The organism is Shewanella scandinavica (assembly GCF_031932065.1).
Lineage (GTDB): Bacteria > Pseudomonadota > Gammaproteobacteria > Enterobacterales > Shewanellaceae > Shewanella > Shewanella baltica.
In genome coordinates, this window is the sequence record NZ_JAUOES010000034.1 from 13,874 (window position 1) to 37,925 (window position 24,052).

A 24,052-nucleotide genomic window follows, 5' to 3' on the forward strand; every position below is an offset into this window, starting at 1 on the left:
TTATGTTACTGAAGAATTTTATTGATCTGTTTTTAGACTCGGCGCCTTGGTTGTTATTGGGCCTGATCCTGGCTGGGCTATTAAAAGTATTCGTACCAATGGTGTGGATGCAAAAGCAGCTCGGCGGTCACGGTTTTAAAACTGTGGTGAAGGCGGCGCTGCTCGGTGCACCATTACCTTTGTGTTCTTGTGGCGTGATTCCTGCGGCGGTAGGGCTGCGCCGTTCAGGTGCCTCGAAAGCGGCAACCACCTCTTTTTTAGTGTCGACGCCAGAAACGGGCGTCGATTCAATCGCCGTTTCCTACGTGTTACTCGGCCCCTTTATGGCGATCGTCAGACCGATTGCAGCGATTACCAGTGCGATTGTGGCTGGCTTACTCGTTGGCCGCGATGACGACGATGGCAAGCCTGCGGTTAAATCAGAGTTCAAGTCAGCTAGCGACGCACCCGTGGCGGCTTGCTGTGCGTCGAAATCTGCGACTCAGTCTCAAGCTGTTAAAGCCGAACCGGTTAAAAGCTGTTGCTCATCAACTAAAGAGCCAACTTTAGCGCCTATTAAAGCGGCTGCATCCTGCTGCGGCAATGAAAGTCATACTGAGCAGAAGACTGAGCCTAAGAGTGCGATCAAAATGACGCCTGTGGCTGCAACGTCTAGCTTAATGACGGTTCATGGCGGCAGTGTTGCGAACGTCGGTGTGATAAAAGCTGAGAAAACAGCCTCATGCTGCGCCAGTAAAACAGCTGAATCCGTACCTGCTACCCCTGAAAAAATCCTTGTGGTGAAAAAGGGCGCCTGTTGCGGTACTTCAAATAAAGCCGGGTCTGGAACACATGATCATAGTGCTCACGGCCATGGTTCTCAAACCCAAGGTGAAGCGGATAGCTGCTGCGCCTCGACTCAAGATATGGCGACTGAGTTAAAGTCGCAATCCGTCTTAAGCCGTGTTGGTATTGGTCTTAAATATGCGGCAACGGATTTAGTGCGTGACACTACCTTGTGGCTGCTGGTGGGCTTATTCTTCGCCGCGCTGGTGCAAACCTATGTCCCAGCAGACTTTTTGGCGCAATGGGGCGACGGTATCTTAGCCATGTTAGTGATGGTGTTGGTCTCTGTGCCTATGTACATCTGCGCGACGGCATCGACACCGATTGCTGCCGGATTATTGCTGGCGGGTGTGTCACCGGGTGCCGTTTTAGTGTTTATGATGGCGGGCCCTGCGACTAATATCGCAACCTTAGGTGTGGTGGCTAAAGAGTTAGGCAAACGTGCGTTGTGGGGATACTTGGGCGGCGTGATCGGCGTGGCCTTAGTCGCGGGCATATTGGTCAATTATCTGGTGGATAGCTTTGGCTTTGTGGTGATGCCACAGATTGGTGAGCAGCACCAAATGTTACCTCAGTGGTTAGTGGCAACCTCTGGCATAGTGCTGGCGTTGCTGATGGCGAAAGTGGTGTTTGAGAAGATCCCAAGAAGCTGGATCCGCCGCAACGATTGCTGCTCTTAATCGGCTCATATTCCGCTCAGTAATTATCGAGCGAATAACGAAAAATCCCAGTGTTAGGGCTAACACTGGGATTTTTTATTGTCGATTTATGCTTTTGCTCGAGCTAAACCCAAGCTTAGTTGCCTTTTTTCACATCGATAAAGGGCAGAGTGCCTGTCGGTAGCATGGTTGTCGGTAGTTTACCGTCCCACTTTTCCGCTTTAGTTAATTCAACTAAGTTTTGATTCTGTGCTAGCGCTTCGGCGCGGCTCTTAATTGCAGAGGCTTCTGCATCACCTTTGATACGAATACTTTCGGCTTCAGCCTTGGCGCGGGCCAATTGCGAGTCTGCCTGTGCTTGCGCTTGGGTGACGGCAATTTGCGCGCTGACGCGTTCTTTCTCTAGATTCTGCAGTTGAGTTTGCACTTCGACTTCGGCGCGCATTCTGTCTTCGACGGATTTTTCATAGGCGTTGGAAAAGTCGATATTCTCAATCTGCACTGAGTTGATTTCCACCGGACCTTTGATCGAGTTAGTGATCGCGCTGGTCACATCGATACCGAACTTGATCCGCTCTTGTACCACAGAAATCGCAGTGTATTTACCGAAGATGTTTTCGACCTGAGTCGGCACTTGTCTGTCGAGCAAACGCGTGACCATGGCATCGATACTCTTGAAGTTCGCATACACTTCTTCGACGCGGTCTGGCGGGACGCTAAATGTCACCGATGCGTTAAGTGTCGCAGGTTGTTGATCGCGGCTATAGGCTTGCAGCGAGGTATAACTGGTGGTGTGTGTTTGGGTCGAAATCTTCACCACAGTGTCTATCAGTGGGATTTTAAAACCAAGCCCAGGTTCTGCGGTACCGATAACTTTACCGTTGCGCAGCAGTACGCCACGTTCACCTTGGTCAACTGTATACCAACTGCCAAATAAGGAAATAAAGAGGATTAATAGAATAACAATGGGGATAATTTTGCTGAGGCCAATTGAGCTCGGCAGATTGAATTCATTTTTAATCATTTAGCTTCCTTTGCTGATGTCATAGTAATGAGCTTGAGGGTGAATCGGATTGTTTATCTTGGGACAATACTATTAACGCGAAATGTATCTTAATGGTTAACAACTGGCAATGACAAGGTAGAAGTGTTGCCTATTTGTGATTTGAATACCATAAACCATCCTTACAGTGTAAATCTTATTGCGAATTATTATCACCAAGGCTAGAGTCCCGAAATTAAAATTCTTCCATTGCTTTCATGTGCTTATCTTTTTACATGATGTACAGCAAGCATAGGCAAATGGACTCGAATGCTAACGCTTTGTAGTGAGAGGATTACATCCCGTGTTGCAACTTATATTCCTGTTGTCGACGCTTCTGGCCTGCTTGTTATTTTATTTAACGAATAAGCACCAAAAACTATTTGCAAGCTCCCTTCCTAAGCGGCCTTGGCGGTTACTCGCTTACGGTGTTGCCTTTGTCAGTCTTATCGGTTGGCTTAGCCTCTTTACCCTTAGCGCCGCAATTTTTATTTGGTTAGCCCTGTTGATGTTATTGATGGGGTTAGTGCCTTTTATCTCACTTTTCGGTCGGAAATAGCTCATGGCACGTTTAGCTGAACAGGATAAATTACAACCCGACTGGTGGACTAAGTCACTGGCTGGATTGATTTTAGGATTTACTTTAGCACTTGGATTGGTGGGGTTATTTGCCTGGTTTGGCCCAGGCGGCATCGATGCCGATACTAAAGTGCAGTTCAACATGTGGCTGATTACGCCTATCTGGTTATTGATCTTAAGTTTTAGCTTTATGTTTAAAACTGGACTCAGGGCAATTGGCTACTTGGGCTTGTTTAACGTTTTGACTTATATAGTGTTATATACCTTTAGGTGACAAGGATGAAAGTTCGCAGTGATGTGTTACGTGTGTATCAGTCTATCCATATTTGGACTGGTATCATCGCCGGAATCGTATTGTTTATCGGCTTTTATGCCGGCTCGCTCACTATGTTTAAGGGGGCGATTGACGCTTGGTCAATGCCGCCAGCCCTGACCTTGCCTCAAGTGCCCGCTGAGAAACTGGATGACTTAGTCGCGCAAGTGTTAGCGCAGGATGATAAGGCCAAAACCGGTTTTAGTTTGCACTTAAATGATGAGCATCAATCGCCGATGACTTGGTATCAGCAGGGCTCGGAACGTGAACTCAGCATGAGTCATCAGCTTTGGCATGCCAGCCTTGACGAGCAGGGGCAATTAGTCACCCAACTAAGTACACCAAGCGAGTTAGCTGAATTGATTGACCAATTACATCGCACCGCGGGGATTGCCGGCGAAGTCGGTCACGATCAAGCGGGTGCCTATGTGTTGGGGATAGCCGCCGTTTTATACTTCTTGGCGCTCGTTTCTGGGGTGATTTTTTTACTGCCAACTTTAACCAAAAGTTTTTTCGCCCTGCGTAAAGATAAAGGTGAGAGTCGTTTCTGGCTCGATGCCCATAATTTAGTGGGCATTACCAGCCTGCCATTTCATCTAGTGATATGTGTAACTGTGATTGTGTTTGCTTTCCATGACCAGCTTTACGATGGGCTTAAGCATATGGTTTATGGTGAAAAACCATTATTTGCTCAATCGGCACCGGACAAAACGCTCTATACACTTGTCGATTTGCCAAAGGTCACCACTGTGTTAGCCAAGGTGCAGCAAATCGCCCCCGATTATCAAGTGAATGAAATGAGCTTTATGAACTTGAATAATCCCCGTGCGACTCTGCGCTTGGGGTTATATAACCCCAATGGTTTTATGCGTGGACCCGTTACCGATTTCTTATACCTGCATCCTTATAGTCTTAAGGTGACCAATAGCACGATTGATCAAAGCGACAAGGGGATTTGGGCCAGAACCGTTGCGGTATTCTTTGGATTACACTTTGGCAGTTATGGGGGCGATCTCGGGCGCTGGGTGTATTTCTTCCTAGGTTTGAGCGGTGCTTTTTTATTTTACAGTGGCAACTTGCTGTGGCTGGAAAAACGCCGTAAAAAGCAGGCGAGCGAGCAAACCCGTGCTTGCCGATTAATGGCGAGCGCCACGGTGGGGATTTGCTTAGGCTCGGTTGCCGCCTTAACGATAAGTATGTTGTTGGGTAAATGGTTATATGTGCATGTGAGCAATATTAACCACGTCTATTTGTGGCTGTATTATCTGGTGTTTGGCTTGCTGGTGGTTTACGCCTTTTGGCGTGGTGCTGCTAAGGCGGCGCTGCTGATTTTGCCTTTGTGCGGCTTGGCTACATTGGCGATGCCAATCACGTCTCTAGTTGCGTTAATCGCGCCAAGTTTAGGCTTATGGGCGCCTTATTCTGCGGCAACGTTAGGCGTCGATCTGGTGGCGTTAGCCTTTAGTGGAGTGTTCTTTTATGGTTACAGGCTGACTCGCCATCGGGTGCTTAATGGGCCGCAGGACAGTGTCTGGGCCATTCCCGCCACAGTGCCAGTGGCAGAATTAACCCAGCAAACATCATAATAACAATGGGCGCCGTTATCGGCGCCCATTGTTATTCACAGGGTGTAGAGACTTAACATTAACGGCTCAGGGCTAAGCCTTCGCTGTGGGTAGACGGGCTTTGCTTCGGGCGAGTAAGTGCGCGCTTAGATAGCAAACCGTGACTAAAAAGCTTGCTGCTAAGTAGAGCGGTAAGCCATGTTCTACATCATCAAAACGACTGGCGGCAACCGGACCAATAACCGAACCCACAGAATAACTGAGCAACATAATCTGAGTGGCGGAGACGATTTGGCTGCTGGGTAAATGATCGCACGCCAGACTGATGGCGATGGGATAAAGAGCAAAGGCGCAGGCACCGAGTAACACAAAACCTAACCATAATCCCACAAGCGATGTTTGTATCAGTAACAACAGCGCCGCCGCACCCACTAAGCAAAAGGCTGTCATCAACACACTCTTTTCAACACGCGGGGATAAATAGCTCACTAAGGGTTGAACTATCATGCCGCCCATAATGATCAGCGCCATAAATTGCCCCGTCTGCTGGGCAAAACCCATGTCCCGCGACACATAAACAGGCAATAAACCGTAGATGGGACCGAGTAATAATCCTGAGACTAAACAGCCGACAATGGCAGGTTTACTTAAGGTTTTAAGGTCGGAAAGGGCAATAGCGTGTTGTTCACTGGACTGCGGTTGGCCGCGTTTAACTAACAGTGCGGGCAAGCTGGCCGCTGCCAACAAACCTATTACTACCAAGTAGGGTAAATTACCCGTGGTGCCTAAATAATCTACGGCAAGTTGCCCAATGGCAGTGCCACCGTAGAGGGCGGTCATATATAAGCCTAAGCGTTTTGCCCGTTGTTTTTGGGTGTCGGCCATAAGTAACCAAGACTCGACCACCACAAAAATCCCTGCAACAGCCAAGCCTGCAATCAGGCGTGATACTAGCCAAACACTGCTCTGTGGCAGTAATACCATTACCACAACGCTGCACAGTAAGATATTTAAGAACAAAATAAAGGCCTTACTGTGACCTATGCGGCTGACAATCGGTGCAATACAAGGTGCACCTAGTAATAAGCCAAGGTAGAAAATACTCGCCAGCCAAGGCGCAAGATCAAGGCTCAAATCAAAGTAAGTGAGCGAGAGTGGGATCAAACTCATCAAGTAGCCTGACGCTAAAGCAAATAGACTGAGTCCTGCCACAGGCACAAACAGCCCTGGCTTTTGATTGGGTTGAGCTGACAGCATATTTTCCACAAGCGGTACCAAAATAGGTAAAAAATGAACAGGAGACGAGAATACGGGCGCGACTCTAGGTTGGATTGCTCGCGGGGTAAAGTGAGTTAGATTGACTGAGATGGTGAATAATATTTGTGTTTATTATTCATAGGGATATTGAGTTGTAAATGTTATTTATTTGAGTAGGATTCTAGGGTTGTTTTCGGCTTTGATGGTTTGAAACATTTTTAATTTCTACACAGTTTTGCATCAAATAAATGATGGAACCACTAGGAGACGTTATCGAGCACTTGCTGGAGTTAAGTGGCAAGCGCCTGCACAAATTCTACAGGGAAGCTAATCAGATGTCCTTTCGCATTATCAGATAAATTTAAAAGGTTAAATCTTTTTTCCATCACCATGCCATTTAAGTTTTTAAGTATGTAAACCAACATTTTAAATGCGAAAAATGAAAGTTCTTCGTGAAATATAAAACTGAGTTGATGCCAGCTGCAATTTTGTCATTGGGATGTTCGTTTACGTATCACTTTAAGTTGCAGTCACCTTGAGGGGGCAAAGAGTGGTAAATACACTCATGGGTGTTTTATAGGCAAAACTGTGGTTACAGGATTGAATTAGCGTTAACCACTTTATTTAAGGTTAAATTCAGTGTTTGTCACTTAGTATTAAAGTGAAACCTGATCCACGTCACAGTTTTAAACACTTATTCAATTACAGCTTTATCAAGCTTTTGCGTGATTTTTGCTCGTTTGAAAGTTTTGCACATGGCTTTAGATCAGAAATGGGTGATTTTTATCTCACTTAAGGTTTTTCTGGGCTTTTAGTCGGCAGAATGTGTGGTTGCTAAGTGGCAAAATTACAAAATAAACCGCTTTGCCAAGTGTGATCTATGCCCTAAATTTGCGTCAAAATAAAATGGTATTAAGGTTGTAACCATGTCATCAACAGATTCAAGCACTGTTCCACCTCAAAAAGCGCCCGTCAGCGAGGGGCTCGATAAAAAGAAAATGCTGATCCTAGCGGCGGATATTGTGCTGTTATTCGCACTCTATTACGGCTTACCCTTCGAACAAGGGGTGAACACGGGTCTGGCGATTCTGGTTTTCGCTGGCATTCTTTGGTTGACCGAAGCGATCCACATTAGTATCACCGCGATCCTCGTGCCTATACTCGCGGTATTCTTTGGGGTGTTTGAAACCAAAGAAGCGATGAGTAGCTTTGCAAATCCTATCATCTATTTATTCTTCGGTGGCTTCGTACTCGCAGCGGCTTTGCACCATCAAAAGATTGATACCTTAATAGCGCAAAAGCTACTTTTGGCCTCTAAGGGCAAACTCAGTATCGCTTGCTTTATGCTGTTTGGGGTGACGGCACTGCTCTCTATGTGGATTAGTAATACCGCTACAACGGCGATGATGTTGCCATTGGCACTGGGGATTTTGCAGCAACTAGACCGCGAAAAATACCATAGTACTTATGTGTTTTTACTGCTTGGGATTGCCTATTCGGCCAACATAGGCGGTATCGGTACTTTAGTGGGTAGTCCACCGAATGCGATTGCTGCGGCGCAAGTTGGCTTGAGTTTTAGTGATTGGCTCAAGTTTGGTATTCCGACCGTCATCCTCATGTTGCCGTTAATGTTGATCGCCTTGTATTGGTATTTTAAGCCGGATCTTTCAGCCAAGTTCGATGTGCAAGTTGAAGCGCAGCAGTTGACGTTCCAAGGTAAGTTCACCCTGCTTATCTTCCTCGCGACAGTATGTTGTTGGATTTTCAGTGTGCCATTAGCCAAAGCATTAGGTGGCATCACTCAGTTCGATACCATAGTGGCGTTAGGTGCAGTTGTTTTGCTCGCAGGCTTAGGCTTAGTCGGCTGGAAAAAGATTGAATCGACCACAGATTGGGGTGTGCTGATATTGTTTGGTGGTGGTTTAACGCTAAGCGCAGTGTTGAAAAGCACTGGCACCAGTGTGTTTTTAGCCCACTGGATGACAGATATTTTCGGCAGCACGCACATGTCGTTGTTCGTCTTTGCAGTGATTGCCTTTGTGGTGATGCTGACCGAGTTTGCCAGTAATACCGCCAGCGCCGCACTGTTAGTGCCTGTATTTGCTGCAATTGCCGAGGCATTAGGCGTATCGCCTGTGATGTTATCTGTGCTGATTGGTATTGCCGCATCCTGCGCCTTTATGCTGCCAGTGGCGACGCCGCCCAATGCGATCGTTTATGGTTCTGGCCATATCAAGCAATCGGAAATGGTGCGAGTAGGTATGATCATCAACTTTATCAGCATGATAGTGCTAGGCATTATCGCCCATGTTTTTTGGGATATCTGATGCTAGTAGATTGAGAACCACGTAAAACAAAATACCCAGCGAGTCTGGGTATTTTTATGGGCGCGAAATAGTTATCTGCGATTAACTATGGCTTTTTAACCATTGATTTAAGGCTGACTGAGGTAAAGCGCCCGCTTGCTGCGCGAGTATTTTCCCTTGCTTAAAAATCATAAGAGTGGGAATCGAGCGAATATTAAATTGCGCCGCAAGGGCTTGCTGTTCTTCAGTATTGATTTTGCCGAAGCGAAATTGCGGCTCCCACGTCTTAGCTGCCGCGGAAAATACCGGGGCAAAACTTTTACAGGGGCCACACCAGCTGGCCCAAAAATCAACGACTAGGGGAAGCTCTGATTTATTGGCATGGTTGGCAAAGTTTGCGCTAGTGAGTTCAATCGGCGCAGTCGTAAAGACACTGAGCTTACATTTACCGCAAGTAGGTTGCTGGTTTACACGCTCATCGGGAACGCGGTTTAACGTATCGCAATGGGGGCAGGCAATAATCATGGCAAAGCTCCAAAATAAAACGTCTATACGGCTAATATATTGGGCTAACGGACGGTTATTTAAAGGCTGAGTGATGATTATCTCGCCCATGGTGACCTTATTCTCAAGAATAAAGCAGTGAACCGAGCCGCAGAAATGTGGCAATAGCGCCGACAAGCGTGGTCGTCGGTGATAAAATCCTGCGCAAAGTTGAATATCGCGCAATTTATTAAGTGCGAACAAGAAAAGAGAGTGAAGAAATGACTGAGTTAGAAGTAATCGATCTGCAAGTGGGCGAAGGAAAAGAAGCGGTAAAAGGCGCGCTGATCACCACCCAATACCGTGGTTTTTTGCAGGATGGCACCCAATTCGATTCATCCTATGATCGCGGTCAGGCATTTCAATGTGTTATTGGCACTGGCCGTGTGATTAAAGGCTGGGACCAAGGCATTATGGGGATGAAAGTCGGTGGCAAACGTAAGTTATTAGTGCCAGCTCATTTAGCCTATGGCGAGCGCCAAGTCGGTGCGCATATTAAACCAAATTCTGATCTCACCTTTGAAATCGAATTGCTTGAAGTGCTGACGCGCGACTAAGCGTGGCATGATAGCGATAGTCTGTGTAAGCTCGATTGAGCCAGCATGATTTTGGCTCATCTTGCACTCCTCGCTATCTTGCTTCGGCATTGAGTGTTTTACACTGGACAAGATTTCCCGCTTTAATGAAAGAGATTTTTCGTGGCATCGGATACGGCAGCAGAACACATCAAGCAACTTCAGGCTGAAATTGCTCAGCTCAAACGTGAAAACGCCCAGTTAACGGCGTTGAATCGTCGTGCCGAAGAAAAACTGTTTGCCGCCCTCGATGGCAATGGTTTGTGTCTGTGGGAACAGCATATTCCAAGCGGGAATTTAACGATATTCAATATGCGCTGGGGCGAAATGCTCGGCTTTAGTCCTGAAGAATTAGCCGCCCACGTTGATATCTGGAAAAGTAAGTTACACCCAGAAGATAAAGCATGGGTGATAAAAGCCTTTGATGATCATGTCAGTGGTAAGGCCGATTACTATCAGGCAGTACACAGAATGTTGCATAAAGATGGTAGCGTTACTTGGGTGTCTGACCGTGGCCGTATCGTTGAGCGTTTTGCCGATGGCACGCCGCTGCGGATGATGGGCAGTCATATCGATATCACCCAAGAAAAACGCTACGAACTTGATCTGGCACTGTTAGCGCACAGCGATCCCCTCACCAATTTAATGAATCGCCAAGCCATTGCCAAAGCGTTCGATGAGTGTTTGCAACCGGATATGCGCGGTGCATTATTTTTTATCGATTTGGATGGTTTTAAAGCCTTAAATGACCGTCACGGCCATAAGTTTGGCGACAATTTATTGGTGCATGTGGCGCATACATTAGTGTCTCACTCGGGTGAGTTAGCGAAGATCGCTCGGCTAGGTGGCGATGAGTTTGTGATCATACTGCCGTCCTCCGATATTGAATCTTTAGCTATGCTCGCACAATCTTTGCTCGATGTTTATCGACAGGGCTTTTTGCTTGAAGGTTGTGACGTGGAGATAGGTCTGAGTATCGGTATCGATATATTTAGCTATGGTGATAGTTTTGCCAAAAGCTGCGATCGCGCGGACGCTGCTATGTATCGCGTGAAACACCAAGGTAAAAATGGTTATCGCTTTTACCAGCAAGCTGATGATTGCTAACCCTTAACCCGCCCGTCATTTACTCGTTTAGCGAACATCAATAGGCGCGACATTTGCCTGTTCACAACCCCACACCTCAACGGCGGCATCTTGCTTGTTCGGCTGACCAATCCAATGACTCATGGCTTGGCATTGCACCTTGCCAGAGACCTGCGCAAAACAAACATCAAAATCTCCCGCTTCGGGTGTGCGACCTAAACGTAATTTAGGCAGAGTGGGTAACTTGGGCCGATAATGCCAGCTGCCATTTTTAAGATAGGCATCATCTGGGATGTCCATGCCTGCACCCGTGCCTTTTACTCTCGCTTCGACTAGCACTAAGCCTTGAGGCGTGACGTGATAGTCTTCCTCCCAGCGGATTTTCTCTATGCTGTGGTTCCATGCCAAGGTGAAGTGCTCTGTGGGCACTTGCGCCCACAGGGTACCTGCTAGGCCTAAACATAGGCCTAGCATAGCTTTACCTTAGACTTATTAACGACGGCTAATCCCAATGGGTTATCCTTGCTCTGCCAGACGTTTGAGTTTGCGCGCGCGCCAACTGTGCTGCACGATAAACAACAGCGCGAGTCCAAAGCCGATTTCATCGCTCAATGGCGTCGCAAGGATCAAGCTCGCCCCCGCAAGGAAGCCGATAACGCGTTCCCACCAGTAGAGTTTTTGTAATAGATATCCGGTAAAGATCACGCCCCAAATACCAATACCAACCGTTGCCTTCAGCACCACAAAGCCCGTCGCTAATAAGCTATCACCTTGGAGCATCAAGGCTGGATCGTAAACCGCCATAAAGGGGATCACAAAACCTGCAATGGCGATCCGAATCGCCCAGAGACTGATCTTAAGCCCAGATTCCTTCGCAATTGGCGCGGCGGCAAAACAGGCCAAGGCTACGGGCGGGGTGAGATCGGCCATGATGCCGAAATAGAACACAAACATGTGCGACACAATCAAGGGCACGCCTAAGTCGAGCAATGCGGGTGCGGCTATTGAGCTGGTAATAATGTAGTTAGGAATCGTCGGGATCCCCATGCCGAGCACTAGGCAAGTGATCATAGTCAACACGAGTGACAAGAACAGGTTGTCTTGGCCAACGGCGAGAATGTAGCTTGCGAAGGTTGAGGCAATCCCTGTGAGTGACACTATGCCGATAATCACGCCCACTAAGGCGCAGGCAATACCCACAGGCACAGCATGACGCGCGCCTTCAACCAATGCGTGTAAGCAAACGGTGAGGGTTTCTTTGCCGCCCTTAATAAACCAACAAATGGCGACTAGCAGGGCGATAACCCCAAACACGACTCCAATCCCTAGTTGGAAGAAGCCAGCACATAACACCCCAAGGGCAATCCAAAAGGCAATCCGCATTGCCATTGAAGACAACCGCAGGACGATGGCCGAGCCTAAGATCACTATCGAGGTCAAAGCTAAACCAACCATGCCAGAGAACAGCGGCGTTCTGCCCGAAAACAGCAAGTAGACCAAAATAAACAAGGGGATAAGGAGATACCAGCGTTCTTTAATCGCCGCCCAAGGATCGGGACATTGATCTTTTGGCAGGCCACAAAGATTGGCGCGTTTGGCCTCTAAGTGCACCATCCAGAATACTGAGCAAAAATAAAGTAGTGCAGGGATCAATGCCGCTTTAGCTATCTCGATAAAGGGCACGTTAATGGTTTCGGCCATGATAAAGGCCACGGCGCCCATGATCGGCGGCATGATCTGGCTGCCCATACTCGATGTCGCTTCTACGCCGCCGGCGAAGGCGGAGCGATAGCCAAATCGTTTCATCAATGGAATGGTAAATTGCCCTGTGGTGACGACGTTCGCCACTCCTGAGCCAGTAATCGTTCCCATCAGCGCCGATGATACTACAGCGACTTTAGCTGGGCCGCCGAGCTTGTGGCCGAACAATCCCATGGCAAAGTCGGTAAATAAACGGATCATCCCGGCTTGTTCTAAAAAGGAGCCGAAAAGAATAAACAGGAAAATATACGTCGCCGACACATAGGTTGGTGTGCCGTACAAGCCTTCGGTGCCGAAGGCTAATTGGTTGATGATTTGATCGAAGCCATAGCCGCGGTGCATCAAATCGCCGGGTAGGTATTGACCCAATAAGCCATAGGCCAAAAAGATGCCGCAGATAATCGGTAGTGCCCAGCCCATGACTCGGCGCGCCGCTTCAAATACCAATACGATCAAAGTGATACCTATCACCATGTCCGCATCGGTCAGCTCGCCAGAACGTTGAATTAAGTCAGCTTCGAAATACCACTGATAAGCCGCCGTTGCCATGCCTGCTAAACCGAGTAGCCAAGCGAGCGGTTGCCAAGGTTGTGATTTACCTCTGGCGGGATAGCTCAAAAAAACCACGAGTAGCAAAAAGCCAATATGGGTCGCGCGCAGCACTTGCGTCGACACGGGATGAAAAGCGGCAGTGATGATTTGAAAAATAGAAAAAATTAAGGCGGTATAGAATAGCGCCTTGGGCCAATCGCCAGTATTAGCGCTGAGACCTTGTTGGGGATCACTCATATTATGCCTCACAGCATTAGACTACAGAGGGCGATATATATACCCAAGCTACCTCAATATACGAGTTTCAGATCCGCTTCAATTCAAGGCGCATCAATGATTGAATTCTACCGTTTGAGGCTGTTTGGATATAAAAAGATGCCGTTATTCAACGGCATCTCGATCGCTTAGTTTGGAATTAGGGTGCACAGATATCAGCAAAACTTAGAGTGCGCCTACTTCTTTGTAATAACGTTCTGCACCTGGGTGAAGCGGTATCGGCAGATTTTTCGTCGCTTTCTCTAAGCTAATAGATTTAGCGGCTGAGTGCGCGTTACCGAGACGATCTAAGTGCTCGAACATGATCTTAGTCATTTGATAGGCTAAATCGTCCGACACGCCGCTTTGCGTTACCAGCAGGTTTTGAATGGCAACGGTAGAAACGTCAGTGGTTTGGCCTTCATAGGTCGATGCTGGGATCACGCCGTGTTGATAGGCAGGGTTGTTAATCTTAGCGATCACATCCTCTGGAATTTCAACAAAGTTGATTGCCATAGTCGCCGCTAAATCGCGGATGGCTGCCATACCGAGACCTGACGATTGCAAGGTCGCGTCTAACTGACGATTTTTGATGAGTTCAACGGATTCGGCATAGGGCAAAAACTCGACTTTACCCATATCTTCGTAGCTTAAACCCGCTGCCTTAAAAATTGATCTGGCATTGAGTTCGGTACCCGATTTAGGTGCGCCGACAGAGATACGTTTCCCTTTTAAATCGGCCAAGGTTTTAATGCCAGACTCTTTATTGGCAACAATTTGAATGTAGTTAGGGTAAGCAGAGGCGAGCACACGGATTTTATCCAGTGGCGTTTTAAAGCCCGCATCAATATCACCTTGGTAAGCGGCTGCGACTGAGTCACCTAGCGCGAGCGCTAATTCGCCACGACCCGCTTGCAGTAGATTGAGGTTTTCTACCGAGGCTTTCGTCGCTTGAACTGAGGTTTTAGAACCTTCGATTCCAGTGCCATAGAGTTGCGATAGGGCTACACCAATAGGGTAATACACGCCACTGGTGCCACCCGTGAGTATGTTAATAAAAGCGGGTGCGGCGGCCATCGCGGCGGCACTGAGTGTGAGTGTCACGGCGGCGCCGACGGCGACAAAACGTTTGTTGATTTTCATTGTGAAATATCCTTATTTTTTATAATGTTATGTAGGGTCTTTCGAGCTTGGAATACCTTAGCCTGCTGAATATAACTACATAAAACCTGAAAAAGGTCAATTAGGCTATAGTCGATAGCTGCTACTTTTGCATCATAAAACGAAGATTTGAGGCGGTTTTGCGGCGGCGCTATCGTGGGGCTTAACGAGGTCGGTTTAAGGAAAAACTGACAATAAAAAGGGCTAACCTGAGTTAACCCTATTTGTGTTATTTGAGGATGAACCTTTGAATAACAAGACACTATTTAGTGTTATCTAAGAAACCTTTAGTGGCATTTTTTGCATGTTTTGCCGCTCTTTTTTCTTTAGCAGACATCAGCGGTTGTTTCTTCGATTCTTTACGGTTTTTTTGCTCTTTACTCATATAAAACTCCATGTACTCTTTGGTTATTCATCAGGCTAATCATGTAAGCCGTACTCAATTGAACCTGTTCCATGATGTCCTGATTGAAGCGAAATTTTGATCTCGAATTACAACATTTTAAAATTACAAATATTTAAAATCATTGATAATTATCTGTGAATTTATTTGCCTCAATGAGCGATTACAGCAAAATAATCTTATCACCGAATTCCGTACCATGATCCATCGATCACTTAGAATAATTAACGCTAATGCTAGCGTTAACCTGTATAAGAAATATGCGATCTATCACACAGCTTTCGAATATGTGATCTAATTATGGATTGCCTAGCGTCGGCTCGATTTACCTAACATCCCGCCTAATATGCCGCGCAAAATTTGTTTGCCTAATTGGCTGCCGACAGTGCGTGCCGCTTGCTTGGACAAGGTCTCAGCTAAACCTTGGCGGCGTTTATTACCAAAAATAAGTTCACTGAACCAACCTTGTTCTTCGGCTTTTTGACCCGTTTGGCCATCATTTGCTGCATCACTTGCTGTGGATGTGGGGTTGCTGGTGGCAGCGCCACTACGCCTTTGGTTAAGGTGTTCGTAGGCCGATTCACGGTTGATGGAATGATCGTATTTGCCACCAATCGGGCTTTGGGCACGGACTTGTTGTAATTCCTCATTCGTGGCGGGTCCCATGCGGCAACGCGGCGGTGCGATGAGTGCGCGCTCGACCATAGTCGGCACGCCCTTGTCGGCTAGCATAGACACTAAAGCCTCGCCTACGCCGAGCTGGGAAATAACCTCACTGACAACCAGTTTGGGGTTAGGCACAAAGGTTTCGGCGGCGGTTTTGACCGCCTTTTGATCCCTTGGCGTGTAAGCTCGCAGGGCATGTTGAATGCGATTACCCAATTGTCCGAGAATTTCGCTCGGCACATCATCAGGAAATTGCGAGCAAAAATAAACGCCGACGCCTTTTGAGCGAATAAGGCGCATGATCTGTTCGACGCGTTTTAATAAACTCGGTGGGCAACCTTCAAAGAGTAAATGGGCTTCATCGATAAAAAACACTAGCTTAGGTTTTTCGGGATCGCCGACTTCGGGCAAATTCTCAAATAATTCTGACAGTAGCCAGAGTAAAAAACTTGAATATAAACGGGGAGTTAAAATCAGTTTGTTCGCTGCTAATAAATTGATAATGCCGCGCCCTTGTAAATTAGTGCGCATTAAATCTTCAAGCTGTAACGCGGGTTCACCAAAAAAGTCTTTGCCGCCATCGCGCTCTAGTCCTAGCACTGCTCGCTGAATCGCTGCGAGGGATTGGGCGCTGATCAAACCATATTTGGCCGAGACTTCTTTGCGCTCCTCGGCAACCAAAGCCAGCATGGCCCGCAGATCATCTAAGTCGAGCAACAATAACCCTTGGTCGTCTGCCAGTTGAAACACTATGTCTAAGATGCCGCTTTGGGTGTCATTTAATTCTAAAATTCGGCTGAGTAAGGTCGGGCCCATTTCGCTGATGGTGGTACGCAGTGGATGGCCTTGAACGCCCGCTAAATCCCATAGCACCACAGGGTTGGCTTCGTTGTGATAATCCTCTATGCCAATTTGCGCCGCCCTTTGTAATAGCTTTTCACTTGGGGTGCCCGCGATCGCTAGGCCTGAGATATCACCTTTAACATCCGTGATGAACACTGGTACGCCTTGGCGTGAGAAACCTTCGGCTAGGCTCATTAGCGACACGGTTTTGCCTGTTCCTGTGGCGCCGGCAATTAATCCATGGCGATTGGCATACTTAAGATTTAAGTGAACCTGCTGATCACCTTTCCCAATCAATAGAGTATTCAAGGTCATTCCTTATATTAACTTTAGCGCCTGTACATGGATTGCAGCTCCATATTTAAGTCGCTGTAGCGCGTCGTTTAACAGTATGAAAATCCACCATTGAGTGTTGGCCTTGGTATTATTTCTGTCAATGTTAGTGTTATACAGCAAAGAGCAAGCTTGTTAATGTCATTGTGCTTAAACGTGTCATTATTGTTGTACTAATTAGAGCGCTTTAAAGATGAAAATATTATTGATTATGTTAGCCTTATTATCTTCACTGTTGATGTCTGGCTGCGCCGAATTAGCATGTTCTGCCAGAACTGATGTCGATCCCTATGAGCCCATGCGAGATAAACAGCGCTGTGTTGCCGAGGCGGATAAAAATCTCGACGAGTACCAAAAGGCAAAAGCAGCGGAAGAAAAACAACGGCTGAAAACGGCCATAGAGCAAGCCACTCAAAAATCGTTAATTTAGAAAGGATATCTATGAAAGGTGCGGGCGGAACACAGGGCGGGACAGGACAATTTTTTATGGGTCTGGCCATGATGTGTGGCGGATTTTATTTATTGTTCAATGCAATACAAGTGAGTTCTAGCTTTGGGCTGGGCTATGGTTTATATCGAGTGAATGCCTTTGGGCAAGGTATGTCGATTACTACAGGCATGGTGATGCTGCCGTTTATTATCGGCATTGTGATGGTGTTTTTTGACGCTAAGAGTAAGTTAGCTTGGCTGCTGAGTTTAGGTTCGCTAACGGCCTTGATTGTGGGGGTTATTAGCTCGATTCAATTCCACTTTAAATCTATGTCGGCCTTTGAACTTATCGTGATCCTCGTTTTGGCTTTTGGTGGTTTAGGATTGTTTTTACGCTCACTGAAAGATGCGCCCACAAGCGATACACAAGCGAAATAACCACTAGACTCTTAATCACTAGGCGCTAGAGTGCAAATACGAAATCACAGCTGTGCATCTAAGCGGCTCAAATAGCGATGTAACGAACGGTTTAACGAAAGTTTTAACTACTGAGTGAAGGAATGCGATGCGCTGGCGTGACACTGACAGAAGCTCCAATATCGAAGACAGACGCGGCCAGCAAATGGCATCGGCGGGCGTGCCGAGTGCTTTGTTACTCAGGTTCTTGCCCTTTTTGCTGAGAACCAAAATTGGCCGTGTGGTGTTGCTCATCGGCGGCATTTATTTCGCTTTTCAGTATTTTACTGGTGGCCTGTCACTTGACCCCAGCACTCAAGCTAATCTTAGCCAATCCCAATCTAGCGCAACTACTGCGGTACAGGATGAAAATGCCCAGTTTGTGGCGGCCATTTTAGGCACCACAGAAACCGTTTGGGGCCAGTTACTCAAGGGACAATATCGAGAGCCTAAGTTAGTGCTTTATCGCAATATGACCTCCACTGGCTGCGGTATGGGACAGGCGCAGTCTGGGCCTTTCTATTGCCCCGCCGATAGCAAAGTGTATATCGACCTTAGCTTTCTCGATGAGCTTAAAACCTTAGGCGCGCCCGGCGATTTTGCCTTTGCCTATGTGATTGCCCACGAGGTAGGCCACCATGTGCAAAACTTGCTTGGCACTAGCACTAAGGTGCGCCAAGCCCAGCAATCTGGCAGTAAAGTGCAGGCTAATCAATTGAGTGTCGCACTTGAATTACAGGCGGATTGTTACGCGGGTATTTGGGGGCATTATGCCAATCAACAACTTAATTTACTTGAAGCGGGCGATTTAGCGGAAGGCATTGCCGCCGCCAGTGCAGTGGGTGACGATCGCTTGCAACAGATGGCGGGTCGCGCCGTACAGCCCGATGCTTTTACCCACGGCAGTTCGGCGCAGCGGGTGAAATGGTTTAAGACAGGGTTTGATTCGGGTAATCTCGCCAGTTGTAATACCTTTGCGGCGAAGTGATTTTGTTTGATATCTCAAATACGTACCGAACATAAATGCAAGGATAACTGAGTGGCCTTTAACGATACCTTTAGACTGAGCAGCCACGCGGTTATCACTAATGCGCAGGGACAAGTGCTGTTGCTTAAGGCCGATTACGGTAACTTTGCTTGGGGCTTGCCCGGCGGCGCACTCGAGCCTGGTGAGACGATTCACGAGGCCTTGGTGCGCGAATGCCAAGAGGAATTGGGGTTAAGTGTGCGGGTTAACTATTTGAGCGGCGTGTATTATCACAGCGCCTATCAATCCCAAGCCTTTATCTTTCGTTGTGAACTGCTATTGCCTGAGTGGCCTGATGTGGCAAAAAATGTGGCAGAAGACGAGTCTCTGCCAATCCACTTAAGCCACGAACATTCAGAGTTTGCCTTCCACGATATCGACACCCTCAGCGCTGTGCAGCAGCAAAGAATTAAAGATTGCCTCAATTTCAACGGAGTTGTGATGAGCGCAAAGTTTTAATGCTTTGCCAGTAAACCGCCGGCCGTTAATCGGCTTGGGTTTGCGCGAGTAAGGTTTCTAAGCAGTGTTCCTTGATCCCGTAATAGGCTTTAATGTCAGCAATTTGCGCGAGGATTGCGGCGCTGTCTTTCTGATTCTGTTGTGGCTTTTTAACGGCCAAAATCATCTTATTTTTATTGGTATGTTCTAGGCTGATAAATTCAAACACCTTAGTCGCATAACCATTGGCTTCCAAAAATAGCGCACGTAATGAATCCGTTACCATTTCAGCCTGTTGGCCCATGTGCACCCCATATTGCAGCATAGGTTTGAACAACTCTGGGCTGTGCATCTGCGGCCGAATTTGTTTATGGCAGCAAGGCGAGCACATGATGATGTCGGCATTGGCGCGAATACCATAATGAATCGCATAGTCAGTGGCGATATCGCAGGCGTGCAGGGCGATCATCACATCGGTTTGTTTAGGCGCATGGGTTCTCACATCGCCGCAGACAAACGACAAGCCTTGATGATCCAGCGTTGCCGCCGTTTCATTACATAAATCGGCCAAGGCTTGGCGTAATTCTACCCCAGTCACCTGCGCATCATTGTGTAGGCTATGGCGTAGGTAGTCATGGATTGCAAAGGTGAGATAGCCTTTGCCTGAGCCAAAATCGACCACATTGATCGGTTGGTCATTCTTGTGGGGTGAGGCTTCGAGTGCTTGGCTGAAAACCTCAATAAATTTATTGATTTGCTTCCATTTACGCGACATCGCAGGGATAAGATTATGTTGGCTGTCCGTCACACCTAGCTTGGTCAGGAAAGGCCGTTCGATATCCACAAAACGCTTTTTCTCACGGTCATGTTCTAACGGCGCAGCTACGGTTTGTTTAACGTTATGTGTGCTGATTTGGACTTTGCCTTTTTTGCTGATCTCAAGCTGAACTTCTGCCTCTGCCGTAGCTAAGTGGGCGCTCTTAAAATCGCTACCGAGTAACAGTTTTATGCTGGCTAAGCCTTCGTCATAACTCAGGTTTTTAGTGATGTGATTTGTCTGGTGTTGATACACAAACGACAGCATAGGCTCATTTTGCAAACTAATCGGCCGAATCGTAATGCGCTGCAGGCTTTTATCTGCCCCTCGGTACTTACTCAACAATAGTTTGATCAGACTATTCTTCGCCAAGCTGTCAGCCAAAAGCTGGTAAAAATCATCAAAAGAATTAAGCGCTGAATGGGACATTATTGTTTCCGAAAAAGTAACCAAGAAAAACAGGGTGAGTATTCTAACCGCGATCCGCCGCTACCTAAAGTTATTCTCATCGATAAGGGATTTGGGGCTTAACCATTACCATGTTTGGCTATGTCATTTGCCCCAAATTATCAAGCTGAATGCTAAGGCGCTAAGGCGCTAAGGATAAAGGTATTATGGATATTGAACTAAGATGCCCGCTGAGCGAGTGCCAGTTTTAAGAAAATAAACGACTGAACAATAGGTGAGATAAAGCTAAAAAAAGCGTCGGACTGCATGCACTAGCACAGTCCGACAAAGTGGAAGATTTATCTAGTTAAGGTTGAGTTGGTGTGAGCTCTACTTGCCATAGGGAAAGGTTATTGGCGTTGTCAGTGATACCGATTAATGCCCTTTGATTTCCTTGACAGGATTTGCCGAGCAGAGGGCTAATGGTCATGGTTTGGGTATTGTTATAACTAAAGGCTGCTGTGCCTGCGGTCGTCACAGAGAAACTCGTGTTGATTTGAGTATTACTAGTCACTTCAGTTAAGTTCACATCACCTATTGTGTCACCAATATCGTTCTCTGTAAGATTTTGAACCAGCATAGTGTAACGAACACCGCAGCGATTATTACCAAAACTCGTTACACAGCGGTTCTCTGTGTCGCTCGCGTATTCCAAATCAAATTGCAGTGGCTTATTGACTATGTCAGCGCTAATAAAGCCTGAAATATCTCGTACTGAGGTAATTCTCCCAAGACTCGTACCCGCAGCAGAGCTAGGTTTATCAACGAGTTCTGAGACAAAGCCACCAATATAATCGAGTGAGAAAGTACCGCCCTCTGCACCATTTTGAACGGCGATCATTTCTCCCCAAGCGGTGATTTTGATTGATGAGAATAGATAGTCATCTGGTGAATCAGTACTGTAGAGTCCATTAGGTCCGTCAGATTCGACTGTGGCGGTAAATTTATAGCCGCTAGCATCTTTGATATAACGGCCAAACTCACCAGACTGTGGCTGCGGTGATTTACCTTCGTAGCTATCTGTATTCGCTGTATGGGCAATCACATAGTTTTGATTGGGCAGGAAGGTGACAAAGCTGTCATTATCAGCTTCAGTATCAAGTACGTGCCAAGTACCAATCAGCGGATCGTTTTTATCTTCGATACGTGTGAGGGTAATGTCTCCTGCAGTATTGTCGATAAAACTCACCGTCAGTTTATCTAAATTCACGGTCGCGTTATTGACTGTGCTTCCTTCATCATAAAATCCTCCAGAACCATCGGATTGCGCAATGATGCTGACACTAAAGCTGCCTGTTTGTGAATCCCAGGTGTAATGACCATATTCCACCGATGCAGCGCTTTGACCACCGTCACTTTCATGCTCGTGGATCATGATGTAGCTAGAATGGTCTTTAAATGTCAGCACTGTCCGTTGGCCATCACCTTCGGTGAATAACCAACTGCCTAAAAGTAAGTTACGATTTGAACTGTCAAAGTGTGTTAATGCTTGAGTCTCACTGATTAACGTTAAGCCTGAGTTCTTGGTCGTAAAGGCTGCATTGATGTTGGCATCGAAATCAGCACTGGTGATATCGAGCACGGTATCGGCTAACAGTTCGTGGCTTGTTGCCCTCACTTGAATCCCATTTTCAACATCACAATCCTTATCTAAGGTTTGCAATAGCTGCAGAATATTAACTTTGGTGACTTGGTTACCTGCGGCAATTTCTGTGGGTGTGATCAAGTTTGCTGCCGCCGTTGCAGGAAACATTATCGCACCCACGGAGAAGGTGACATGCTCACCTTTAAGGTATTGATATTCACCGATATCAGTCGTGATTCCTGCTTCTTTGGTTTCGGTTTGGTAGTTAATGCCCGCGACTGGGCTGTCCCTCAGTATTCCGGTTAGCTCAGCATTGGGGTTATCTTCGCAGGTGACTAAAGTGGCGACCGCTGTTGTCGCATTTAAAGTGCCACTGCCATTAGTTACGCTGCAAGTTTGTGCCGCAGGTTGAGTGTTAACAGTAATCGCAAAGTTAATGCCTTCGTCTTGCATGGTGGGAAATGTAAAGGCTTTATCTGTGCCATCACTTTGAATCGAAAGTGTTTCTACTGCTTGACCATTTTTTTGTAATTCGAGCTTAACTGTGTCAGAAAGCCCTTTCACATTGCCTTTGATAGCAAGCTGTGGAGTCGGGGGCGGTGTCGGTGTCACTTCATCGTCGTCACCACCACAGGCAGTCAGTATTAGTCCTGCGAGTAGCGGAATAGCAAGGAGGTAGGTCGGCTTCATTATATCAATTCCTTTTATGAAACTTAGGTAGACGTATTGAGTTACGGAGCTAAATCCACAGGCGCTTTCATTGCTTTACTGCGGTTTATGCTGAGCAATCGATATACCGAAGGCATAGAACAGTTATCGATAGAAAAGGTATATAACGGCTATCTTAAATCTGTCTTTGAAATCTATTGATTAAATTTGAATACTAAACTTATCAATTAGTTACTTGATAGCTTTAGATGATGACTAATCTGCTGAGTGCAGGGCTAGTGTGGAGACGACTCTAAATCAAAGGAATCAATAAGCGGGGTCAGGTGTTGGTATAAATCTTCTGCTTCGACGGCAATGTCATTGGCGCCATGTTCGCGGGCTTTTTGCCTTAACGCCTCTGAGGGCATAATGGTATATAAGTAAATGGGGGTTTGTATGCCACGCTCCCTGATTGTCCGTATCATTTTTAGGCCCGCTAAAGGATCGGCTTCCCGTCCCATATCGGTAATAATGGCATCGTAGCGATAGAGACCTAGTAGTGTGAGGGCGTCTTGGGTTGTTTGTGTGGTGTACACCCCAATCAGCCTTTCTTCGAGGTATTGCCGTTCAGTTTGATTATTCTCAGGATGGTCATCAACCCAGAGGATCCTCGCTTTGACATTATTGGGTTCTGCTAACACTAATGGATTGGCACGCTGAGTTTGCTGGTGGCTTGCTACTGCAAGCGTTATCGCAACGGACGCGATAAATAGCCACAGATAACGCAAGTTAACTCGTTTGTAGCTTGGCTGGGTTTGATTTGGGCTTTGCTGCTGATTACTATCAGATTGCTGTGTTTTACTGGAGTCTAGATTGACTGTCGGGGTGTCGGTATTCTGCGGCGCTGCGGGTTGTACTTCATCGTTCTGTGAACTGAGTATGGCGGCAATATCGTGGGATAAGCGGTAACCTCTGCCGTGTAGTGTTTGGATTATCGGAATATCCAATCCTGCTGAAGTGAACAATTTGCGGGTATCTGAAATTAACCTAGCTACCGACCAGCTACTCACGACAGTATTAGGCCAAATTTTTTCGAGTAAAAATGCTTGGTCACAGTGTTCCGGATAGGCTTCAATCAAGAGACTAATAAGTAGGATAACGCGTTCATCACAGTTAATGCGTTCACTATTGTAGTGCAGAGTGCGGTTTTGAACATCCAGCATAAACGTTCGAAAAGTGTAATGCATTCATGTCCTTTTGCGTTTCTAAGTCTAAGTCAGCTTAGAGTTGTTCTAAATGTTAATTATTTGTTGGGTTCTAATTCAAGCGAAACTTAGCTGTTTAGTCAACTTGATTTGTGCTCATGGGGTGGGGAAAGCTCGAATAAAAATCTGGCTACCCAGCTCAATTTCGCGAGCTCAACCGCATTTTGACGGTCTGAAATCGCACCTAATTTGTTCTTTAGGTAGCAAAATTTAACA

General features: G+C 46.8%; 21 protein-coding genes. 10 read left to right on the forward strand and 11 right to left on the reverse strand.

Annotated features, from left to right (window positions below):
- Window positions 1-2 precede the first annotated feature (2 nt).
- Window positions 3-1,505, forward strand: coding sequence for a permease (locus Q4Q50_RS20325; protein ID WP_311900861.1), 1,503 nt, complete (start codon window positions 3-5; stop codon window positions 1,503-1,505).
- A gap of 115 nt (window positions 1,506-1,620) precedes the next feature.
- On the opposite strand, the gene Q4Q50_RS20330 is transcribed toward Q4Q50_RS20325, so the two are convergent.
- Window positions 1,621-2,508, reverse strand: a complete 888-nt coding sequence (locus tag Q4Q50_RS20330; protein ID WP_063884205.1) for a prohibitin family protein — start codon at window positions 2,506-2,508, stop codon at window positions 1,621-1,623.
- Between the two features lie 580 nt (window positions 2,509-3,088).
- Between Q4Q50_RS20330 and Q4Q50_RS20335 the strand changes: the two genes are divergently transcribed.
- Both Q4Q50_RS20335 and Q4Q50_RS20340 read left to right on the forward strand, forming a co-directional pair.
- Entirely contained in the window at window positions 3,089-3,379 is a 291-nt protein-coding gene (locus tag Q4Q50_RS20335) for a hypothetical protein (protein ID WP_047535138.1), read from the forward strand.
- 5 nt (window positions 3,380-3,384) lie between these two features.
- The gene (locus tag Q4Q50_RS20340) at window positions 3,385-5,004 is read left to right on the forward strand and encodes a PepSY-associated TM helix domain-containing protein (RefSeq protein WP_311900863.1); all 1,620 of its coding nucleotides are present in this window, start codon (window positions 3,385-3,387) and stop codon (window positions 5,002-5,004) included.
- Window positions 5,005-5,076: 72 nt separating this feature from the next.
- Here Q4Q50_RS20340 and Q4Q50_RS20345 read toward each other — a convergent pair whose 3' ends face one another.
- Window positions 5,077-6,240, reverse strand: coding sequence for an MFS transporter (locus tag Q4Q50_RS20345; protein ID WP_107950353.1), 1,164 nt, complete (start codon window positions 6,238-6,240; stop codon window positions 5,077-5,079).
- Between the two features lie 926 nt (window positions 6,241-7,166).
- On the opposite strand from Q4Q50_RS20345, the gene Q4Q50_RS20350 reads away from it, so the two are divergent.
- Window positions 7,167-8,567 carry a DASS family sodium-coupled anion symporter gene (locus Q4Q50_RS20350; RefSeq protein ID WP_311900865.1) on the forward strand — a complete coding sequence of 467 codons (1,401 nt, stop codon included), beginning with the start codon at window positions 7,167-7,169 and terminating at the stop codon, window positions 8,565-8,567.
- An 81-nt stretch (window positions 8,568-8,648) separates the two neighbouring features.
- Here the strand turns inward: Q4Q50_RS20350 and trxC are convergent, their stop codons facing one another.
- On the reverse strand, window positions 8,649-9,071 hold the full coding sequence (gene trxC / locus Q4Q50_RS20355) for a thioredoxin TrxC (RefSeq protein WP_311900878.1): 423 nt from the start codon (window positions 9,069-9,071) through the stop codon (window positions 8,649-8,651).
- A 239-nt stretch (window positions 9,072-9,310) separates the two neighbouring features.
- Here trxC and Q4Q50_RS20360 point away from each other — a divergent pair, with 239 nt between their 5' ends.
- Both Q4Q50_RS20360 and Q4Q50_RS20365 read left to right on the forward strand, forming a co-directional pair.
- Window positions 9,311-9,646, forward strand: a complete 336-nt coding sequence (locus tag Q4Q50_RS20360; protein ID WP_011845636.1) for an FKBP-type peptidyl-prolyl cis-trans isomerase — start codon at window positions 9,311-9,313, stop codon at window positions 9,644-9,646.
- A 141-nt stretch (window positions 9,647-9,787) separates the two neighbouring features.
- A complete protein-coding gene (locus Q4Q50_RS20365; protein ID WP_311900866.1) occupies window positions 9,788-10,771 on the forward strand; it encodes a diguanylate cyclase domain-containing protein in 984 nt (327 codons plus the stop codon).
- 27 nt (window positions 10,772-10,798) lie between these two features.
- On the opposite strand, the gene Q4Q50_RS20370 is transcribed toward Q4Q50_RS20365, so the two are convergent.
- The 5 genes from Q4Q50_RS20370 to Q4Q50_RS20390 form a co-directional block, all read right to left on the reverse strand.
- Window positions 10,799-11,224 carry a DUF1850 domain-containing protein gene (locus Q4Q50_RS20370; RefSeq protein ID WP_311900867.1) on the reverse strand — a complete coding sequence of 142 codons (426 nt, stop codon included), beginning with the start codon at window positions 11,222-11,224 and terminating at the stop codon, window positions 10,799-10,801.
- Between the two features lie 42 nt (window positions 11,225-11,266).
- Window positions 11,267-13,300, reverse strand: coding sequence for a TRAP transporter permease (locus Q4Q50_RS20375; protein ID WP_006079922.1), 2,034 nt, complete (start codon window positions 13,298-13,300; stop codon window positions 11,267-11,269).
- Between the two features lie 204 nt (window positions 13,301-13,504).
- On the reverse strand, window positions 13,505-14,461 hold the full coding sequence (locus Q4Q50_RS20380; RefSeq protein ID WP_311900869.1) for a TAXI family TRAP transporter solute-binding subunit: 957 nt from the start codon (window positions 14,459-14,461) through the stop codon (window positions 13,505-13,507).
- A gap of 280 nt (window positions 14,462-14,741) precedes the next feature.
- Entirely contained in the window at window positions 14,742-14,864 is a 123-nt protein-coding gene (locus Q4Q50_RS20385; protein WP_311900870.1) for a hypothetical protein, read from the reverse strand.
- A gap of 327 nt (window positions 14,865-15,191) precedes the next feature.
- On the reverse strand, window positions 15,192-16,700 hold the full coding sequence (locus Q4Q50_RS20390) for a helicase HerA-like domain-containing protein (RefSeq protein ID WP_311900872.1): 1,509 nt from the start codon (window positions 16,698-16,700) through the stop codon (window positions 15,192-15,194).
- Between the two features lie 217 nt (window positions 16,701-16,917).
- Between Q4Q50_RS20390 and Q4Q50_RS20395 the strand changes: the two genes are divergently transcribed.
- The 4 genes from Q4Q50_RS20395 to Q4Q50_RS20410 all read left to right on the forward strand — a co-directional run bounded on the left by Q4Q50_RS20395 (window position 16,918) and on the right by Q4Q50_RS20410 (window position 19,095).
- Window positions 16,918-17,154, forward strand: a complete 237-nt coding sequence (locus tag Q4Q50_RS20395) for a hypothetical protein (protein ID WP_311900873.1) — start codon at window positions 16,918-16,920, stop codon at window positions 17,152-17,154.
- A gap of 11 nt (window positions 17,155-17,165) precedes the next feature.
- Complete coding sequence (locus Q4Q50_RS20400) at window positions 17,166-17,591, forward strand: hypothetical protein (RefSeq protein WP_006084327.1); 426 nt, start codon at window positions 17,166-17,168, stop codon at window positions 17,589-17,591.
- Window positions 17,592-17,718: 127 nt separating this feature from the next.
- Window positions 17,719-18,597 carry a KPN_02809 family neutral zinc metallopeptidase gene (gene ypfJ / locus Q4Q50_RS20405; RefSeq protein ID WP_226058311.1) on the forward strand — a complete coding sequence of 293 codons (879 nt, stop codon included), beginning with the start codon at window positions 17,719-17,721 and terminating at the stop codon, window positions 18,595-18,597.
- Window positions 18,598-18,648: 51 nt separating this feature from the next.
- A complete protein-coding gene (locus tag Q4Q50_RS20410; RefSeq protein ID WP_311900874.1) occupies window positions 18,649-19,095 on the forward strand; it encodes an NUDIX hydrolase in 447 nt (148 codons plus the stop codon).
- Between the two features lie 25 nt (window positions 19,096-19,120).
- On the opposite strand, the gene Q4Q50_RS20415 is transcribed toward Q4Q50_RS20410, so the two are convergent.
- From Q4Q50_RS20415 to Q4Q50_RS20425, 3 genes are all read right to left on the reverse strand, one after another.
- Complete coding sequence (locus tag Q4Q50_RS20415) at window positions 19,121-20,320, reverse strand: class I SAM-dependent methyltransferase (RefSeq protein ID WP_220591255.1); 1,200 nt, start codon at window positions 20,318-20,320, stop codon at window positions 19,121-19,123.
- A 325-nt stretch (window positions 20,321-20,645) separates the two neighbouring features.
- Window positions 20,646-22,613, reverse strand: a complete 1,968-nt coding sequence (locus Q4Q50_RS20420) for a hypothetical protein (RefSeq protein WP_311900876.1) — start codon at window positions 22,611-22,613, stop codon at window positions 20,646-20,648.
- A gap of 254 nt (window positions 22,614-22,867) precedes the next feature.
- On the reverse strand, window positions 22,868-23,818 hold the full coding sequence (locus tag Q4Q50_RS20425; RefSeq protein ID WP_311900877.1) for a response regulator: 951 nt from the start codon (window positions 23,816-23,818) through the stop codon (window positions 22,868-22,870).
- Window positions 23,819-24,052: the final 234 nt, after the last annotated feature.

Bases quoted from the DNA above. Each gene is read 5' to 3' on its own strand.
- Q4Q50_RS20385 (WP_311900870.1), bottom strand. From the start codon at position 14,864: ATGAGTAAAGAGCAAAAAAACCGTAAAGAATCGAAGAAACAACCGCTG.
- Q4Q50_RS20395 (WP_311900873.1), top strand. From the start codon at position 16,918: ATGAAAATATTATTGATTATGTTAGCCTTATTATCTTCACTGTTGATG.
- Q4Q50_RS20325 (WP_311900861.1), top strand. From the start codon at position 3: ATGTTACTGAAGAATTTTATTGATCTGTTTTTAGACTCGGCGCCTTGG.
- Q4Q50_RS20370 (WP_311900867.1), bottom strand. From the start codon at position 11,224: ATGCTAGGCCTATGTTTAGGCCTAGCAGGTACCCTGTGGGCGCAAGTG.
- Q4Q50_RS20340 (WP_311900863.1), top strand. From the start codon at position 3,385: ATGAAAGTTCGCAGTGATGTGTTACGTGTGTATCAGTCTATCCATATT.
- Q4Q50_RS20380 (WP_311900869.1), bottom strand. From the start codon at position 14,461: ATGAAAATCAACAAACGTTTTGTCGCCGTCGGCGCCGCCGTGACACTC.
- Q4Q50_RS20425 (WP_311900877.1), bottom strand. From the start codon at position 23,818: ATGCATTACACTTTTCGAACGTTTATGCTGGATGTTCAAAACCGCACT.
- Q4Q50_RS20345 (WP_107950353.1), bottom strand. From the start codon at position 6,240: ATGCTGTCAGCTCAACCCAATCAAAAGCCAGGGCTGTTTGTGCCTGTG.
- Q4Q50_RS20415 (WP_220591255.1), bottom strand. From the start codon at position 20,320: ATGTCCCATTCAGCGCTTAATTCTTTTGATGATTTTTACCAGCTTTTG.
- Q4Q50_RS20420 (WP_311900876.1), bottom strand. From the start codon at position 22,613: ATGAAGCCGACCTACCTCCTTGCTATTCCGCTACTCGCAGGACTAATA.
- Q4Q50_RS20350 (WP_311900865.1), top strand. From the start codon at position 7,167: ATGTCATCAACAGATTCAAGCACTGTTCCACCTCAAAAAGCGCCCGTC.
- Q4Q50_RS20360 (WP_011845636.1), top strand. From the start codon at position 9,311: ATGACTGAGTTAGAAGTAATCGATCTGCAAGTGGGCGAAGGAAAAGAA.
- ypfJ (WP_226058311.1), top strand. From the start codon at position 17,719: ATGCGCTGGCGTGACACTGACAGAAGCTCCAATATCGAAGACAGACGC.
- Q4Q50_RS20335 (WP_047535138.1), top strand. From the start codon at position 3,089: ATGGCACGTTTAGCTGAACAGGATAAATTACAACCCGACTGGTGGACT.
- Q4Q50_RS20330 (WP_063884205.1), bottom strand. From the start codon at position 2,508: ATGATTAAAAATGAATTCAATCTGCCGAGCTCAATTGGCCTCAGCAAA.
- Q4Q50_RS20375 (WP_006079922.1), bottom strand. From the start codon at position 13,300: ATGAGTGATCCCCAACAAGGTCTCAGCGCTAATACTGGCGATTGGCCC.
- Q4Q50_RS20400 (WP_006084327.1), top strand. From the start codon at position 17,166: ATGAAAGGTGCGGGCGGAACACAGGGCGGGACAGGACAATTTTTTATG.
- trxC (WP_311900878.1), bottom strand. From the start codon at position 9,071: ATGATTATTGCCTGCCCCCATTGCGATACGTTAAACCGCGTTCCCGAT.